13 protein-coding genes are annotated in these 18,230 nt (G+C 54.3%); 9 read left to right on the top strand and 4 right to left on the bottom strand.

Annotated elements, in window-relative coordinates:
- Positions 1-60: 60 nt before the first annotated feature.
- The 5 genes from K3T83_RS48235 (at position 61) to K3T83_RS48215 (ending at position 9,133) form a co-directional block, all read left to right on the top strand.
- Positions 61-1,344, top strand: coding sequence for a formimidoylglutamate deiminase (locus tag K3T83_RS48235; RefSeq protein ID WP_220210297.1), 1,284 nt, complete (start codon positions 61-63; stop codon positions 1,342-1,344).
- A 430-nt stretch (positions 1,345-1,774) separates the two neighbouring features.
- The gene (locus K3T83_RS48230; protein WP_220210296.1) at positions 1,775-2,767 is read left to right on the top strand and encodes a TauD/TfdA family dioxygenase; all 993 of its coding nucleotides are present in this window, start codon (positions 1,775-1,777) and stop codon (positions 2,765-2,767) included.
- 138 nt (positions 2,768-2,905) lie between these two features.
- The gene (gene sbnA, locus K3T83_RS48225; RefSeq protein ID WP_220210295.1) at positions 2,906-3,940 is read left to right on the top strand and encodes a 2,3-diaminopropionate biosynthesis protein SbnA; all 1,035 of its coding nucleotides are present in this window, start codon (positions 2,906-2,908) and stop codon (positions 3,938-3,940) included.
- A 22-nt stretch (positions 3,941-3,962) separates the two neighbouring features.
- Complete coding sequence (locus K3T83_RS48220; protein ID WP_220210294.1) at positions 3,963-6,650, top strand: Pls/PosA family non-ribosomal peptide synthetase; 2,688 nt, start codon at positions 3,963-3,965, stop codon at positions 6,648-6,650.
- Positions 6,638-9,133: a non-ribosomal peptide synthetase gene (locus K3T83_RS48215; protein ID WP_220210293.1), complete on the top strand. Its 2,496-nt coding sequence runs from the start codon at positions 6,638-6,640 to the stop codon at positions 9,131-9,133. Before K3T83_RS48220 ends, K3T83_RS48215 begins: the two co-directional genes overlap by 13 nt.
- 42 nt (positions 9,134-9,175) lie before the next feature.
- Here the strand turns inward: K3T83_RS48215 and K3T83_RS48210 are convergent, their stop codons facing one another.
- Positions 9,176-10,432: a cytochrome P450 gene (locus K3T83_RS48210; protein ID WP_220210292.1), complete on the bottom strand. Its 1,257-nt coding sequence runs from the start codon at positions 10,430-10,432 to the stop codon at positions 9,176-9,178.
- A gap of 222 nt (positions 10,433-10,654) precedes the next feature.
- On the opposite strand from K3T83_RS48210, the gene K3T83_RS48205 reads away from it, so the two are divergent.
- The 4 genes from K3T83_RS48205 to K3T83_RS48190 all read left to right on the top strand — a co-directional run bounded on the left by K3T83_RS48205 (position 10,655) and on the right by K3T83_RS48190 (position 14,407).
- A complete protein-coding gene (locus K3T83_RS48205) occupies positions 10,655-11,278 on the top strand; it encodes a TetR/AcrR family transcriptional regulator (protein WP_220210291.1) in 624 nt (207 codons plus the stop codon).
- 114 nt (positions 11,279-11,392) lie between these two features.
- Positions 11,393-11,995: a TetR/AcrR family transcriptional regulator gene (locus tag K3T83_RS48200; RefSeq protein WP_220210290.1), complete on the top strand. Its 603-nt coding sequence runs from the start codon at positions 11,393-11,395 to the stop codon at positions 11,993-11,995.
- Between the two features lie 24 nt (positions 11,996-12,019).
- Positions 12,020-13,282 carry a cytochrome P450 family protein gene (locus K3T83_RS48195; RefSeq protein WP_220210289.1) on the top strand — a complete coding sequence of 421 codons (1,263 nt, stop codon included), beginning with the start codon at positions 12,020-12,022 and terminating at the stop codon, positions 13,280-13,282.
- A gap of 270 nt (positions 13,283-13,552) precedes the next feature.
- Positions 13,553-14,407: a class I SAM-dependent methyltransferase gene (locus tag K3T83_RS48190; RefSeq protein WP_220210288.1), complete on the top strand. Its 855-nt coding sequence runs from the start codon at positions 13,553-13,555 to the stop codon at positions 14,405-14,407.
- Positions 14,408-14,466: 59 nt separating this feature from the next.
- On the opposite strand, the gene K3T83_RS48185 is transcribed toward K3T83_RS48190, so the two are convergent.
- The 3 genes from K3T83_RS48185 to K3T83_RS48175 all read right to left on the bottom strand — a co-directional run bounded on the left by K3T83_RS48185 (position 14,467) and on the right by K3T83_RS48175 (position 17,713).
- Entirely contained in the window at positions 14,467-15,390 is a 924-nt protein-coding gene (locus K3T83_RS48185; protein WP_220211111.1) for a carbohydrate ABC transporter permease, read from the bottom strand.
- Between the two features lie 5 nt (positions 15,391-15,395).
- Positions 15,396-16,331 (bottom strand): carbohydrate ABC transporter permease, encoded by a 936-nt coding sequence (locus K3T83_RS48180; RefSeq protein WP_220210287.1) that lies wholly within the window; start codon positions 16,329-16,331, stop codon positions 15,396-15,398.
- Positions 16,332-16,393: 62 nt separating this feature from the next.
- A complete protein-coding gene (locus tag K3T83_RS48175; RefSeq protein ID WP_236065234.1) occupies positions 16,394-17,713 on the bottom strand; it encodes an ABC transporter substrate-binding protein in 1,320 nt (439 codons plus the stop codon).
- Between the last annotated feature and the right edge of the window lie 517 nt (positions 17,714-18,230).

Below are 18,230 nucleotides of genomic sequence, written 5' to 3'. Positions count from 1 at the left end.
ACAGCGGCATGCACTTATGATAGTTTTTTACTTTATAATAAGTGCGAATGGAGCCAGCATATGCAACATCTTGCCCCCGACTACCTCTATACGCCTCAAGGCTTCCAGGCCAATCAGGTTATCTCCATTTCGGACGATGGATATATCAACGCTATCCGTGAGCGCGAACCTGAAACCTCTATAACTGAAGAGTTACCGGGAATTGCGCTCCTGCCTGGCTTTGTCAACGCGCATAGTCACGCCTTCCAACGCGCTTTGCGAGGCCGCACTCATCACGCGCGTTCGGCGCGCGATACGTTCTGGACATGGCGACAGGCAATGTATGACGAAGCGCAACGCCTCACTCCCGACAGTATCTATCAGGTCGCGCTGCAAACCTATCGCGAGATGCTGGCGGCAGGCTATACCAGCGTGGGCGAGTTCCATTATGTCCATCACCAACCGAACGGCGTACCATATGAAGAAGCAAATAGTATGGCAGAAGCGGTGATTCAGGCCGGGCGCGACGCTGGTATACGCGTTGTCCTGCTGCTGACAGCCTATGCGCGCGGCGATTTTCAGCAACCGCCATCGCCTATGCAGCGGCGCTTTTGCGATGCCTCGCTTGATGCCTATCTCACGCGGGCCGAGGCGCTGCGTACATCGGGCGCGGCTCTGGGGATAGCACCCCACTCGGTTCGAGCCGTCCCAGAAACATGGCTGCACCAGCTGGCAGCATATAGCAGCCTCCATCATCTGCCCTTCCATATTCACGCCGACGAACAGATGGCCGAGATCGAGCAGTGCCAGCAGGCCCACAACTGCACACCTATCGAACTGCTTGCACGCAACGGCGCTCTGGACGCCAACACAACCATCATTCACGCGACCCATGCCAATCAAACGGAGATTGCGCTGCTAGCAGAGCATCAGGCCCATGTCTGCGTCTGCCCGACGACCGAAGGCGATCTTGGTGACGGCATCGCTCCCTATCCAGAACTGATTGCCGCCCACATTCCTCTCTGCATCGGCTCCGATAGCAACACCCGCATCGATCCGCTGGAGGAGCTACGCTGGGCCGAGTATTCCGCTCGAATGCGCTATCAGAGCCGCCGCATCCTTGTTGCTGACGAACAGGCCTCGCCCGGGCCTCTCCTGCTCTCCTACGGCACCCGTGCCGGAGCCAACGCGCTCGGACTGGCAACGGGAATTATTGCGCCGGGAATGGCCGCTGACTTTGTAGCCATCGATCTGCATTCGTCCTCACTGCAAGGCTGGACACCCGACGACCTGCTCGATACACTCTTCTTTGGCGCATCCAGCGACGTGTTCACCCAAACCTGGGTGCTGGGCAAGCGTGTATAGCAAAGCAGCTCATCTTGATCTGCAATACCGGTGGCTTAAAAGTTGACCTTTTTGTGAAATACTTCACAGTACTCTACTGTGCAATATATCACAATAGTAGTAGTATCCTGAAAAGAAAAATCCTGACCCATCGGCGGCCAGTGAATCCATCCCCATTTATAGGCATTCCTTCCAGTATTGATTTACATTTTCATTTATGTTATATAAAAATCGTAATCATTCTATAGAAGAATTTATATATTGCAGGGCATTTATACATAGAAAGGATCAGCTAAAATGTACCTATTGTTTTCAATGAGGTTAGCATTTAGAGATCAGCTTACTTATTTAACAGCTAAAGAAATACTCTCAAAGTATGACTGATCTCATAGAACTTTACCTCCGTATAACAATATAGTTAAATTATTCTGAATACCGAAAGGAGATTGAAATGTTGTCTTCATCTCAGACGTTGCTGCTCAATGGAAACCTGCAATCTAACAAACCTCCACTACTACAACTCTCGGGCGTTCGCGACCCGGTGAAATGGGTGGCCGAATACTGCGAGGCACTGCGGGCAGCGGTCATCGAATATGGTTCAATCCTGGTTCGCGGCCTCGGACTACGCGATGCAAATGAGATCGCTGCCGTCTTCAGGCAACTGGCAACAGATCTGATGATCGAAAGGGAAGCCTTCGCGTCCCGGCAGATCTATTTCGATGGAATATATTCTTCGTCAACATGGCCATCGAACCTACCAATGTGCATGCATCATGAACTCAGCTACAGATTTGAGTTTCCTGGCATGATGCTGTTGGCTTGCCTCAGTGCGCCCAGCGACGGCGGAGCAACCGCAATAGCTGACTCGCCGACAGTACTCGCTGCATTGCCTGTCCAACTGGTCAAGCGGTTCGAGCAAGAGGGTTGGCTGCTAACCCGCAGTTACAACGACGAGATCGGTGCTTCCATCGCAGAGGCATTCGGCACCGAGGATCGTCGCGCCATCGAAAGCTACTGCCGCGCCAACAAGATCGAGTTCGAGTGGCAGCCCGACGGTGGCCTGCGCACCCGGCAGCGCCGCAACGCCATAGTGCATCATCCCGTCACCGGTCAGCGTTGCTGGTTCAACCAGATAGCATTCCTCAATGAGTGGACACTAAACCCCGAGGTGCGCGAATACCTGATAGACATGTACGATGCCGATGGGCTGCCGTTCAATACTCGTTTTGGGAACGGCGATCCCATTGATGAGGAGATCATACAATTGCTCAACCAGGTCTATGCGGCCAACACCGTACGCGAACCCTGGCAAGCTGGCGACTTGATGCTCATCGATAACATCCGCACCGCACACAGCAGGGAACCCTTCGAGGGGCCGCGCGAAATACTCGTCGCAATGGCCGATGCAGTGCGCCTGACCGACTGCTTACAACCGCTGAGGTGATCTCCAGATGAATAACCTGTTTTTTAAAAAAGTGTACATTATTGGCGATTTCTACAAAAAACTGTTCACAAAGTTGCTCTCAAAGGGTGTACGCATCAATGAGAACATATATGCTCATCCGTATGTAAGGAGATCATTGTGCAAATCATAACCTCTCCACAAAACTTCAGTGAGGAAGAACTCTATATCGATCTTCGGTCGATCTTCGGACATACGCTCTTCCTGAAATGTGAAGGCTTTAACTTTGCCGGCTCAATTAAGCTGAAGGCAGCGAAAGAGATGGTGGAGGCCGCCGAACGAGATGGAATTCTGAGACCAGATTCGATCCTGGTCGAGTCCTCGTCTGGAAACCTGGGTGTGGCACTCAGTATGATCGCGGCAAGTAAGGGCTATCGCTTTCTCTGTGTGACCGACCGCCGCTGTAACTTCTCGACCCGACTCCTCATGGAGGCATTGGGCAGCCAGATACACATCATCACTGAGCCAGACGCCGATGGCGGAGGGTTCCTCGGAGCGAGGCTCTCCTATGTCCAGGCGCTCTGTGCCTCCGATAAGCGCTATGTGTGGCTCAACCAGTACACCAATCCGAACAACTGGCTGGCTCACTACCACACGACAGCTCCGGCAATCGCTCGCCAGTTTCCACAATTGGACGTGCTGTTCATCGGGGCTGGCACGACCGGAACCCTGATGGGGTGTGCGCGCTACTTCCGTGAGTGGCATCGGTCGGTGTGGATCATCGCCGTGGATAGCGTCGGTTCAGTGACCTTCGGAGATCCACCGGGCCCCCGCATGATTCCCGGCCTGGGGATGGGCGTTCGTCCACCCCTGCTCGACGAATCCTATGTGGACGAGGTGATACGCGTCAAAGAGGTGGACACTGTCCGTGCCTGTCATCGTATGGCCCGTAGCGGTTTTCTGCTTGGTGGCTCCACTGGCACGGTAGTTAGCGGTGCAATGGACTGGTTAACACGACATGAGGCACCTGACCTTACCGCCGTTGCCATCTCCCCGGACCTGGGCGAGCGCTACCTCGACACCGTCTATTGCACCAGCTGGTTGCAAGAGGTCTACGGTGATGGTGTGTTTGAGCCTGATGAGCTGACGGCTAGAGAGCCTGCTGTTAGCCTGATCGGTTCCATCCCCTCGATCAATCGATCAACCGCCCGCTGATACACAATGAAGGAGCCATAGAATGGAAAAATCTCGCGAGAGCGTGACGGCTGATCCAGCCATGCCCACGACCATCCAGAGCGGATACACAGGCCCGACGACAGACACCGAGAGGATACTTATCGAAGTGCTGGCTGACGTTGTACACGCCGAACAGGTGTCGATCGACAGCCACTTCTTCGATGATCTGGGGGCCAACTCGCTGGTGATGGCCCAGTTCTGCGCCCGAGTCAGAAAGCGGGGAGGTCTGCCATCGATCTCGATGAAGGACATCTACGAACACCCAACAATCAGAAGCCTGGTAGCGGCGCTCGCGGAGGCAGCGCCGCCCCCGGTCGAGTCGCCAGCCAGCACAGCGCTGCCGACCGAGGAAGTGAAGCCAGTTAGCACACCACAGTACGTCCTCTGCGGCGTGCTGCAACTACTCATCTTCTTCGGATATTCCTCTCTCCTCGGGCTTATCAGTGCCCAGGGCTATGATTGGATCTACGAGGCTCCTAGTTGGACCGACCTCTACCTGCGGGCCATCTTCTCCGTGAGCGCCGCCTTCATCAGCCTTTGCTGTTTCCCGATCGTAGCCAAATGGCTTCTTATCGGTCGGTGGAAGGCTGGCGAGTTCCCAATCTGGAGCCTGGCCTATGTGCGCTTCTGGATCGTCAAGGCGCTGGTCCACATCAACCCGATGATCCTTTTCGCAGGTACACCGCTGTATGTGCTGTACCTGCGGGCGCTTGGGGCGCGGATCGGCAAGAATGTTACGATCCTCTCCCGCACCATTCCAATCTGCACAGACCTGCTCACCATTGGCCCTGGAACGGTGATTCGCAAAAACGCGTCCTTTCTCTGTTATCGAGCGCACGCCGGACGGATTCAGATTGGCCCGGTCACTCTCGGTCGAGATGCGTATGTTGGCGAGATGGCTGTCCTCGACATCAACACGTCAATGGGCAATGAAACCCAACTCGGCCATACATCCGCATTGCAAAGCGGCGAGGCGATCCCCGACGGTCAGCGATGGCACGGATCTCCAGCGCAACGCACCCAGTTGAACTATGTGAGGGTTGCGCCAGCCAGATGTAGTTCGCTGCGCCGTATCAGCTTTGGACTCCTTACACTGTTCATGCTGTTCTTCGTGTATATACCACTGACCATCGCAGCCTTCTGCTTGCTTGTCACCTGGATACCTCCACTGGCCCAACTACTGATATCTGATGAGAATCAGGTTGTCTCACCAGATCTCTACATTTATGCGTTGATCTTCTCTCTGGTATTGTTCTTTGGCGTCGCTATTGTCAGTCTCGTAGTCGTGTTCACGATACCGCGCCTGCTCAGCCTCGCCATCAAGCCTGGCAAGGTCTATCCGCTCTACGGCTTCCATTACGCGATGCATCTGGCAATCACGGGATTGACCAACAACAAGTTCTTCCATTGGCTCTTCGGTGACAGTTCCTATATCGTCTACTACCTGCGCTGCCTTGGGGTCAATCTCGGCCGGGTAGTGCAGACAGGAGCAAACTTCGGCACGGTCATCCAGTACGATAATCCATACCTGAGTACTATCGGAAGTGGCACAATGGTCTGTGATGGACTGTCGATCATCAATGCCGACTACTCAAGCACTTCCTTCTGTGTGAGACGAACGACAATCGGCTCAGACAACTTCCTGGGAAATGGCCTCGCCATCCCCCCTGGAGCACGAACAGGCAACAACTGCCTAATCGCGACAAAGACCATGATCCCACTCGACGGCAAGATCCGCGAAGGGGTAGGTTTACTGGGTTCGCCATGCTTCGAGATTCCCCGGTCAGTGGAGCGCGATAACCGGTTCGATCATCTCCGTAGCGGTGACGAGTTGCGCAGGCGTCTCGCGGCCAAAAACCGCTACAACCTCCGCACAATGGGACTCTTCCTGGTCATACAGTGGCTGCACATCTTCACTTTTATGGTACTCAGCCTCCTGGCAATCAACCTCTACCATGCGTCGGGGCCAGTGACATTCACCGCCGATTTCGTGCTCAGTACCTTATTCAGTACGGTCTACTTCATTCTGGTTGAGCGAGCATTCCGCAGGCTGCGGCCACAGTTCTGCTCCATCTATGACCCCTATTATCGGTGGCACGAGCGCTACTGGAAGCTGCCGCCTGCCAATTCCCCGATCTTCAACGGCACCCCTTTTAAAGGCTTGATCTGGCGGCTGCTCGGCGCGAAAATCGGGCGCAGGCTCTACGACGACGGCTGTAACTTGACGGAGAGGACGCTCACTATCATTGGAGATGACTGTACGCTCAATCCGGTAACTTCGCTTCAGTGCCACTCTCTGGAGGATGGCACCTTCAAGTCTGACTACATCACGCTCGGTGCTGGTTGTACCCTCGGGGTCGGTGCTTTCGTCCACTACGGCGTAACAATGGGCGAGGGAACAATACTCGCCGCCGATTCTTTCCTCATGAAAGGCGAAGAGGTCCCGCCACACGCATCATGGGGAGGAAATCCCGCCAGGGCGAACTTCCATGTGGCTAGCAGCCCGCAGATGGTCGCTCACCATGAGCCAGAGAACAACCATTTTGATGGCCATGCTCACCACCCGATCGAAGACAATGCAGTTGCCATGCAGATCTGCCAGAACAACCACCGCCACTGCCGCATTGTTCGACAGCAAGGAGTAGTACGGCGCTCGCTGAAAGGAGGGAAGATTCGATGGAAAAACTAATGGAGACTGATCGCGAGTTCTGGCAGCGCATGCTTGAAGCTGGAGGGTCCACAACTATTCCACGTTGGACCCTCACACCGGAGAAGGGGATCGCCTCGTACGAGGTGACGCTCCCCCGCGATCTGGTAGCGGATTTATGCCAGTTGGCCGACGAGTTGACGATACCATTCAACTCGCTGCTGCTGGCCGCGCACGCCAGAGTGCTGGCCGCGCTTTCTGGTGAGCGCGAGGTCACGACGGGCTATGTCGCCATAGAGGGCGGACAGACTCTGCCCTGCCGCCTGACGGTCGAAGCGGGTTCATGGCGAACATTTCTGCGAGATTCCCATCGCGTCAAAACAGAGTTGCTGTCGCACAAAGACTTTCCGATCGATGATCTCAGGCGCGAACCGGGCCTGACCAGGCTGCCGTTCGAGACCGTCCTTGATCTCGTTGGAGATGGTAGCGATCTTGCCGAGAGTATTGTACTCAGGGTGGAAATCTTGCAACACGGCGGCGATCTCGTGCTACGGCTGCGCTATCGGACTGAGGCACTCGATGCGGGCTGCGCAGCCCGCATCGGCGGCTATCATCTTACAGCTCTTGCGTTGATCATCGCCGATCCAGACGCCGACCATGAGCAACAAAGCCTGCTCTCTGCTGAAGAACTCCGGTTCCAGATTGAAGGGCTGGCCGGGCGTCATCGGGAATTGCCGAATCTCAGGGTACACCAGCTATTCGAGCAGCAGGTAGAGGTAAATCCAAACGCTATTGCGGCAATGCACGGTTCGCAGCAGTGGACGTACCAGGAACTCAACAGCCGTGCCAACAGGCTGGGACGGGCTTTGTTGGCGCGGGGACTGCGCAACGAAGGAGTCGTGGCAGTGGTAGCCGAGCGCAACCTGAACTGGATGGCTGCCATCCTCGCCATCTTCAAGACGGGTGGAGTATATCTACCGATCGAGCCTCATTTCCCGGCTGAACGCATCGCGGCTACTCTTGCTCGTGCTGAGTGCGGCTTCGTGCTGACCGAACCCGACAGCACCACCACACTGGATCAGGCGCTCAACCAGCTGCCCGGCATCCAGAAGATCTTCATCGACGCGGCCTGCGAGGAAGGCTATGCTGATGATAATCTCGATGTCAGCGTCGCACCTGACCAGCTCGCCTACATCTACTTCACATCTGGCTCTACTGGCGAACCCAAAGGAGCGATGTGCGAACAGAGAGGCATGCTTAACCACATCTACGCCAAAATCGATGACCTGGAGATCGGCGAGGGGCAGGTCGTCGCGCAGATCGCGCCTCAGTGCTTCGACATCTCACTATGGCAACTGATCTCCGCGCTTCTGGTCGGCGGGCGAACCCTGCTAGTCGAGCAGGAGGTCATCCTGGATGCTCACCGCTTCGTAGATAAGATCAGCGAGGGTCGGGTCGCCGTCCTCCAGGTCGTGCCATCATACCTCGAAGTCGTGCTGTCCTATCTGGAGCAGCATCCTCGCGAGTTGCCAAACCTGCGGTGTGTATCGGTCACGGGTGAAGCGCTCAAGAAGGAAATTGCGCAGCGCTGGTTTGCGGCCAAACCAGGAATTAAACTGGTTAACGCGTATGGCCTGACCGAGACTTCGGACGACACCAATCATGAGATCATGGACAGGGTGCCGGACCGGGAACGGGTTCCGCTCGGTCGTCCCGTCAACAATGTGTACATCTATATCGTCGATGAACACCTGGTGCCGGTGCCGCTCGGTGCTCCCGGAGCGATTGTTTTCTCTGGGGTCTGCGTCGGTCGTGGGTACGTCAACGATCCGGAGCGCAGCCGACAGGCATTTATGATCGATCCGCATCGCGAGGGTCAGCGGCTCTACCGGGGCGGCGATTACGGTCGCTGGTTGCCCGAGGGCAAACTGGAGTTTCTGGGCCGTCGCGATACTCAGGTCAAAATCTCTGGCTTTCGAATCGAGATTGGCGAGATCGAGAACAGGTTGTTGCGCATCCCCGGCGTTCGCGATGGGGCAGTAGTGGTCGCCGAACGGACCAACCAGAGCAAGCGTCTGGTGGCCTTCTATAGCGGACAACAACCACTCGATGTCGCCATCCTGCGCGATCGGTTGGGAGAATCGTTGCCTGAATATATGGTCCCGGCGGCTTTCCACTGGCAGGAAGGCTTACCACTGACCGCCAACAGCAAGATCGATAGGAAGATACTGACAGCACTTGCCAGAGAACTCGATGCCCCCGAGGAGGAAGATTACCACGCTCCACATACACCAACCGAACAGCGACTGGCAGCTGCATGGGCAAAGGTGCTTGGCATCCCACAGCAGGGCATCGGACGACAGGATCATTTCTTTGATCGAGGGGGCACGTCACTGTCGGCGGTGCGGCTAGCGATTCTCCTGGATCGAGCAGTGTCCCTCAAGGATATCACGCGTAGCCCAATCCTGGCAGATCTTGCCGGGCTGGTCGATGACAGGTTGAAACAGCGCTACGGACAATCGTAGTGGAGCGATTTATCGCGATAAATCGCTCCACTACGATATAAGTCACCAGGTGACGGGCAGATGGGCTGGGCCAAACGTCAGCGTCTCATCCGCGCGCCAGGGAACTTCCGAGGGCGGGACGGCAAGACGGACAGATGGGAGCCGGGCGAGAAGTGTCTGCCAGAGCACCTGGAGTTCCATACGGGCCGTCTGCTGGCCCAGGCACGCGTGAATCCCACGTCCAAAGCTCATGATGGGGTGCAGCTCACGATCAAAGCGAATCGCACGGGCATCGGGAAACACGGATGGATCGTAGTTGGCGGCGTGCGTCACGAGGAAAAGAACTTCCCCGGCAGGAATAGCCGTCTCACCCAATTGGACAGGCTCTCGCGTAATGCGTGGCCTGCCCGCTCCGATGGGGGTGACACGCAAAATCTCTTCGATTGCATTAGCCAGCTGATCTGGCTGCTCAAGAAGGGTCCGTAACTGCGCCACCAGTTCAGGCTGTTGCAAAAGTATGAACGCGGAATTCGTGAACGTAGTGCTGACCGTTTCAAAGCCAGCCCCAATGATGCCCATAGCAAAACCATACATCTCGGACTCCGTCATCACCTCGTCCCCTTGCTGCTGCGCTTTGACCAGCAGACCAAGCACATTGTCTTCAGGATTCTCCCGCGCCCGCTGGATAATGGGTGCGAGATACTGCATCAGCTTCATGGACTGTGCCCGTTTTTCTTCTGCAAGCGCCGTCGTCGAGATCATGATCCGCGCCGATTCGCGGTAGAGGTGTTCTTCCTGCTGAGGAATCCCCAACATTTCACACAGCACCGTCATAGGCACCTGAATCGCATAGTCCTCAAACAGATCGGCAGGCGGCCCTTTGCGCTCCATCTCATCGATGAGGGCATTGGTGACTTCGACCACACGGGGACGCAACTTATTAGAGGCCTGTACCGTAAAGGCTGGGGCGACCACGCGGCGCAGCTTATTATGACGAGCATCGGAGACAGCAAAAATCGCGCTGGTCTCTGATCCCTCCGTCCCGGTAACGTTGCCTGCTTCCAGGCGGGGAACATCTCCATCTGAGGTGCGGATGGCATCACACTTCGGATTCGCGAAGCCTTGCGCAATCTCCTCGTATCTAGTGGGGACAAGCGCATCGCCGCTATAGGGCATATGTACCCTGGCGACCGGACACTGTTGCCGCAACTGAGCATATTTTGCGGGAACGTTCAAACTGTGATCGGCAAACGGAAATGGAAACGAGGGCAACTCCTCCTGATTAGCTTTATTGGTGCCCGTCTGTTGTTCCTGACTCATCGATATATACTCCAATCTACACGCTCCCTCCACTACAGGTCGGGAGCGTGGTTCTTTTCATCACTTTTTTGTGCTTTTTGCAAAAACAATAGGAATGGCGCAGCAAAAGAATACGGCTCGCACAACACTGAGAGATCAGGTATACTGTCTTCAGTTGCAATCTGTGTCATGTTGTATTGTAGCGCCACTGAATGATATAAGTCAATGTAAGAAAAAAGTAAAATGGATGACATAATTTCTTCGCAGGACGAGAAAAATCAACTGTTGAGCTTGCGCGAACGCAAGAAACGTCTGGTGCAAACAACCATTGAAGAGACGGCGCTCCAACTTTTCCAGCAAAAGGGGTACGAGCAAACCTCCATCCAGGACATCGCTGATGCGGTGATGATGTCAACGCGCACCTTCTTTCGTTATTTTGCCTCCAAAGAAGAGGTGCTTTTTGGACCAATGCACGCTGCCATGACTGATGCTATCAGCTCTCTGCAACGGGTTGCACCAACGGAATCACCACAGAAAGCGCTGAGAGCGACCTTTCTCTACCTGGCCGGTCTGTATCAACTGCGGCGGGACAGTTTTCTGATCCGCTATCAAGTGGCCGCACAAACTCCTTCCATTGCATCACTATATCTCTATGCACTGTTGGAAAAAGAGCCTGCCATCTGTGATGCCCTTTGCTCCCATCTGGAATCAGCCACGAACCGCGATGAGATCCGCTTTCCGGTCGCGATCTTCATGACAACATTCCTCGTAGCAGCTGCGGAGTGGCTAAAGCACGAAGCACAGGAAGACCTCGTCGTCCTGCTTGGTGGATACCTGGAACGTCTCTCTTCCCTTTCCCCTATGTGATGACCTTGACACTCATTTTTTGTGCTGCTATAATTCGAAACAGAATTCGACTTCTGTTTCGAGAGCCATCATCTCTCTGCGATGGCTCTCGCTTCCCAAGGGGAGAACAAGCATATGGCGTCTGCAAAAGGATCGACGAAGCGTACGGATGCAATCACCAACCGCGCACGTATTCTGCAAGCTGCCCTCTCGGTGTTTGCCGAGCGTGGATTGGAACTGGAAATGAACGAGGTTGCAGCACTGGCTCATCTTGGGGTAGGTACCCTGTATGGGCATTTTGCCAATCGCGAAGACCTCCTGCGCGCGATTCTCCAGAGTGTTGTTGAGGATTCTTTGAAGCAAATGCAAGCGGCTCGGACCGCTCATGCTGACGATCCCCGCGCGGCGCTCCAGGCGTTCATATCGACCGGTGTACACCTGCAAGAGCAGTATCAGCCACTAAGCGGCGTGCTACATGACCCCCGGCTGGTGAAGCTCATGGACCCTTCCTATGGGCAAAGTGTGCGCATACAATTTTTGGAGATTCCTAGAGAGCTGCTCGTTCAAGGAATGCAAATGGGCATCTTCCGCCAGGATATCGACCCGAGCGTAGCCGCAGTCATCATTATGGGTGCCTTTACCAGTGCCATCGACCTGTTAGGAACCTATCGTTCGCTCGATGAGTTGGCCGAGCAGCTCACTCACTCCCTGCTGACCTTGTTGACAGAGAACACCTGATCAGAAGTTTATAGGAAAAACATCATGAATACACAAAATCAGAACATATCAGATAAAGCGATATTCAGCCTGTTTAGTGGCGATAATTCTGAAATCGTTGCAAATCCCTTTGGGTTGTTAGCACAGATGCGCTCTACGAGCGCCGTTATGCCTCTCCCGTTCCCCATCGCGGGGGCGGATCGTCGGGCCTGGATGATTACGCGCATGCAAGAGGCGGTACAAATGCTCAAAGATCAGGCGCACTTTACCGTAGATCCCAGCTCCATAGGGGTTGAAGGTCTTTTCGGGCGCAACAGCGCTGAGGCCGACGACACGCCGACATTCTTTACCTCCAAAACGATGCTTACAGTCGATGAACCCGACCACCGACGCTTACGCCTGCTCGTCTCCAAAGCCTTCACCCCTAAGTATATCGAAAGCTTACGCCCACAGGTACAACAGATAGCCGACGAATTGCTTGATCGCGTGCAAGATCAGGGCCAGATGGATCTCGTCGCTGACTATGCCTTTCCCCTACCTATCAATGTCATTTCGGAGATGCTAGGGGTGCCTCACGCTGATCGGGACCAGATACGTGGCTGGTCGGAGGCGCTGGCACATGGTCTGGGTGTTGGAAAGCGTGATCCGGGAGTTCAGGCCAACATGCGCGCCTTCGGGGAATACGTTGCGCATCTGGTGGCCGAAAAGCGCCAGCGTCCCGCCGACGACTTGATCAGCCAGATGATCGCTATCGAAGAGGAAGGGGACCGGCTCAGTGAAACGGAACTGCTCTCGACGATCACGCTGCTGATCTTTGCTGGTCATGAAACGACTTCAAACCTGATCGCCACTGGAACCTTTATGCTGCTGGAGCATCCCGACCAGTTGGAGCAGCTCAAAGCCGATCTCAGCCTGGTTCCCTCAGCCGTCGAAGAACTACTGCGCTTCAATGGGCCAGCAACCATCGCGGGGCCGCGTTTTGCTATCGAAGACATCGAGCTTGCCGGGCAGTCGGTCAAGAAAGGGGATGTCCTCTTTGCGGTCTTGGCTTCGGCCAATCGGGATGAGGCACAATTTACAGAGCCGGAAGAACTGGATATTGCGCGCACACTCAACCGTCACATCGCCTTTGGGCAGGGCATCCATACCTGTCTGGGAGCGCCACTGGCCCGCCTGGAAGGAGATATTGCCTTTAGCACACTGCTCCGTCGCATACCCAACCTGCACCTTTCCGTTCCTCGTGAAAGCGTCATCTGGAACTTTAGCCTGAACTCACGGAGCTTAGCCGCTCTGCCTGTAGCTTTTTAGCAGAGGCCAAACCAACAATTGCGCTCAGGATGGCCCTGAGCGCAATTGCAGGGGAAAATCTCCCCAGAGTCCTCTTTCATATCATCCAAAAAGATCTTGACCCGACCTGCCCGCAATGATATGCTTAAACTGTGCTATTTGTCAGACAAACATAATACAGGAACATCTTGCCTTTGCTCCAGCTAATGGTTTCTCTGACGACAAGCAGGGGCAGAGAGTACATAACGAACGCAGCAAAAGAGCAACAACAGATGGGAGCACGGACGCCATATGAACAATGATGCCAATACCTATGCCGTTGATCATCGCGGTGGCGCGGATATGCAGCGCCTTATCGATCAAGACCACCTCATGAACCAGACGATGGGGGATCTCTTCCCCCAGGACATTGACCCATCCGGGCTACACAGCGTCCTGGATGTCGCCTGCGGCCCGGCTTCCTGGATTTTACAAGTCGCCTTTAAGTATCCATATCTCTCCGCTGTCGGGTTCGATATCAGCCAGCAGATGATTAACTACGGGCGGGCTTTCGCCACCGTACGCAAGCTCAGCAATGTCGAACTTCGCGTCATGGACGCCCTACGTCCCTGGGATTTTGAGGATGCCACCTTTGATTTTGTCAACGCACGTCTGCTGGAATGGTTTCTCAAAGAGCATCAGTGGCTCCCCCTGCTTCAAGAGATGCTGCGCGTGACCACCCCAGGCGGCACAATACGTTCGACCGAAATTCTCACCAATGAGACCAATAGCCCGGCCTTTAACCGGATTTTAGCGCTCATCTGGGAAGGATGGAAGCGCGACGGGCGGGCATCTCAGACAGCGCCGGACACCTACGCTGGAGCAGGAACGAGACTGAGCGCTATGTTTGCCCAGACAGGCATCTCCATCACTGGCGAGCAGGAGTATCATCTAGATTGGTCATGGGGCGCGCCAGCTCATCAGCAAATTATGCGCGACATTGTGGTTCTCTATACCCTCATGCAATCCTATCTGGTTCACACCGTCCAGGTGGTCAAAGAACAAGAGTACCAGCTTCTCCTCCAGACGATGGAACGAGAACTCTATGCTCCCGAATTTCAAGGTATCTGGCACTATAAAAGCGTGTGGGGCCGCAAACCCCTCTAGCCAAATCCTCACCCGTCGTAGTCGCGCGATAAATCGCGCGACTACGACATGCTGGGGCATTACCCCTTGACACTGCCAGATCCCAGACCACCACGCCAGAAGCGTTGCAACAACACGCAGCCAGCAAGCAGCGGCAATGAAGAGATCAACGCCCCCGTGACGATCAAACTATAGAGGAACTGGTTAGCACCTCCCGTCGTCACATTCCAGGTCTGCAAGCCAACTGTGATCGGAAAGAGGTTCTGATCGCTGAGCATGACCAGAGGCAAGAAATAGTTGTTCCAGATGGCAACGAACTGGAATAACAAAATAGTGACCAGCGCAGGCACCATCAGCCGCATTGCAATTGTGGCAAAAGTGCGGAACTCTCCCGCCCCGTCGATACGAGCTGCCTCCAACAGTTCGTCGGGTATCGAGGACGATGCGTAGATACGTGAGAGATAGACCCCAAAAGGACTGACCAGGCTAGGCAGCAGCACCGACCAAATTGTGTTGGTCAGCCCTATCCAACTCATCATCAGGTACAATGGCAGCGCCAGCACCGTTGCAGGCACCAGAATCGCTCCCAGGATCGTTGAGAAAATGAGATTGCGGCCCTGGAAGACATATTTTGCCAGCGCATAGCCAGCCATCGCCGACAAAAACGTCCCGACCAGCGAACCCACTCCCGCATAAAGCAGCGTATTGAGCAACCAGTGCGTATAGATGGCATCATTGTAGGTGAACAACTGTTGCAGGTTGCTCCACAGATTGAAATGAGGAGAGAACCAGAGGCCAAAGGTGCCGAACAGATCGCCGGCGTTCTTGGTTGCAGAGACGACCAACCAGAAAAAAGGCACCAGAAAGTAGAACGCACAAATGATCAGGAAGGTCATTGCCCCAACGCGACTGCCCGTGGCCCGACCTGTATGCCGCCGAGTTGCCTGCTCTGACGCCTGCTTTTGCTCAGTTCGTATTGAAACCGCTGTGGATTGTTGGCTCATCATCGTTACACTCCTGACTGCCGTTGAGTCACCCGCAAGACACCAAAGGAGAAGACGAAGGTGACAAGGGCCAGCACTACCGACAGAGCGGCAGCATAGTAGTTGTTGTTGTAGCTAAACGCGGTATTATATGCATACAGAACCGGCGTAAAAGCGGTTGAGATGTTGTTCGAGATAGCGGAGAGGACTTGCGGCTCCGCGAACAACTGCAAGGTACCGATAATGGAAAAGATGCAGGTGAGGACCAGGGCAGGAGCGACCAGTGGTATTTTAATATACCAGGCAATTCTCAGCCCTGAGCATCCGTCCATACGCGCCGATTCGTAGATATCAGAGGGAATGGCTTGCAGGGCAGCAAAAATGATCAGCATATTATAGCCCGTCCAGACCCAGGTGGAGATGTTGGCGATAGACCAGAGAACTGTATAAAAGCCCAGGAAATCAAGGGCCGACAGATGCAGAGCTTGAAACCCTTGCACGATGGGAGAGAGCTGCGGATCATAGAGATAGCCCCATAGGAGCGCGGCGATAATCCCTGGAACAGCGTAAGGCACGAAGAAGACCAGTCGGAAGAAGGCTTTGAAACGAACCACCGCCGAATCCAGCAAAAGCGCCAGAATCAGTGCCAGAATGAGCATCACGGGAACCTGTACGACGCCGTACAGCAGCACACGGCCTATGCCCTGATAGAATTTCGGATCAGTCACAACATCAAGATAGTTGCCCAACCCGTTGAAACCAACCGTTGCTCCGTGCAGGCCCAGTCCCGTGCGTCGATAGCGGAAAAGGCTCTGATAGATAGCATAGACGATGGGAGCCAGGAAAAACAGGATGAACAGTATCCCGAAAGGCAAGATGAACAGATAGGGTGTCATGGCTCTTCGGCGTTCCGCATTGGAACGTGGGAGGGAGGACACCCGGACAGTTTGAGCAAGCGCCATTGCTCTTTCTCCTCTCTTTGTCCTGGTATATTTGTATGGCGAACAGTCTTCTTTCGTGAAGGTTAATCGTGGGCAAACCGTCTGGTGGTGACGGTGAAGCCTTGCCCTTTCATGAAGATGACGGTTCCTTCCTGGACCGAATCCAACGCCTCGTTGAGCGTACTTTGCCTGTTTATGACTGCCGCGAAATAGTCTCCTATGTCGTTATAAACCTGATTAATGGTCGGCCCCCACTGGAAATTGACGTTGACCTGTTCAGAGCCAGCCTTGAAGATCGCGCCAATATTCTGATTGCCAAAGAACGAGATGGGACCATTGACCAGGGGTGAATCTAAAGATGCTCTATGGGCAGGGAAAATGTTGCTGCCCTTGATCATGTAGTCAATGCTCTGCTCATTGGTATTGAGCCATATGGCGAATTCTGCGGCCTCTTTTGGATGTTTTGTGTTGTTGAACACAACGGTTGTCAAGCCTCCCCAGTTCCCATTGGCGGTCTGGCCCCGCTCCCACTGTGGGATGGGCGCTACACGCCATTGTCCCGCGCTTTGTGGTGCGTTGGACTGGATCGTGCCCGCTCCCCAGGCAGCTGAGATCCAGGTAGCGACGTTCCCAGTTTGCAGATCGTGATACCAGCCATTGGCGAAATTTGGCTCGGTCTTGACCAGATTATTGCTAATCAAGTCTTGCCAATAAGTGCTCACTTTCTGCGCGGAAGGATTGTTGAGGGATACTTTCCAGGCATCACCGTCAATGCCAAATAATTGTCCTCCCGCCTGCCATATGAGTCCCGTGAACCATCCCGGCTCCTTCGGCGGAAAGTCTGTAATATATACATTTGGATTGGCGGCATGCAACTTCGCGGCGGTATCTGCATACTCGGCCCAGGTGGTGGGAACCAGAATATTGTATTTTTTGAATATGTCTTCGCGGTAATACATCGCCAGAGGGCCGCTATCCTGCGGAATGGCGTAGACTGAGTTGCCCAGCGAGACTTGCTGCCAGGTCCAGGGCACAAACTGATCTTTCACCTCGTTAGCTCCGTACTGCGAGAGATCGATAAGTGATCCAGTCGTCTCAAAAGTCGGCAGGAGTTGGAACTCGACCTGGGCCATATCCGGCTCGTTATTGGCCTTGATCGCCGTATAGAGCTTGTTATATTCGTTGGGACCACCACCAACATTCTCCAGATTCACATGGATATTGGGGTGAGTCTGGTTGAAGAGCGCAACAGATTTATCGATCCCTGTAACCCAGGACCAGAAGGTCAGGTTAACCTGGTCCCCCGACGAGATACCATCCTTGTTCGCCTGTGGAGTACTGCTGCTCTCGCCCCAGGTAGCCAAACTTGCTAACATCATGATCGCCAATAACAGTATTGGCACGATTTTCATCTTTGATCTCGTGACACAGCCTGCCATCATGATCTCCTCTCATAAGTAAGAGTAGTCTTGATTCATGCTTTCAGTATACAGGAAAGGTAATCAACGGAGCATTCAGTAAGAAAGCATCGCCTCCTTTAAACGATCAACGAGAGGGAAACGATATCCCTGCTGGAGGGGCTGTAGATCCGCGTACAACTAATCGGGGTTGTAATACCAGGGGAGAGGTGACTTGCTCCCCCTCAGCCATGCGAAACAGGAGATTCAGCGCTTGCTCTGCAATCGCGCTTTCTCTCATGCATGCAAAATAGAAGAGAAAAAATGGACAGCCCTTTGGAAACTAGAAGTGTTAGTACCAGGATAAACGCTTCTCTCGTTAAGCTCTGTCTTTCATTATACACTGATGACGAACCATATAGATGGCTTATTGCAGATGTGTCTACGGAACCAGGTGCGCAGGGCTATCGGCACATGGGGCAGAGAGGATCACTCCTGCCATATTCGGCCCTCCCCAGAGAAG

Source organism: Reticulibacter mediterranei (genome assembly GCF_016587455.1).
This window is presented reverse-complemented; position numbering and strand designations above follow the sequence as displayed.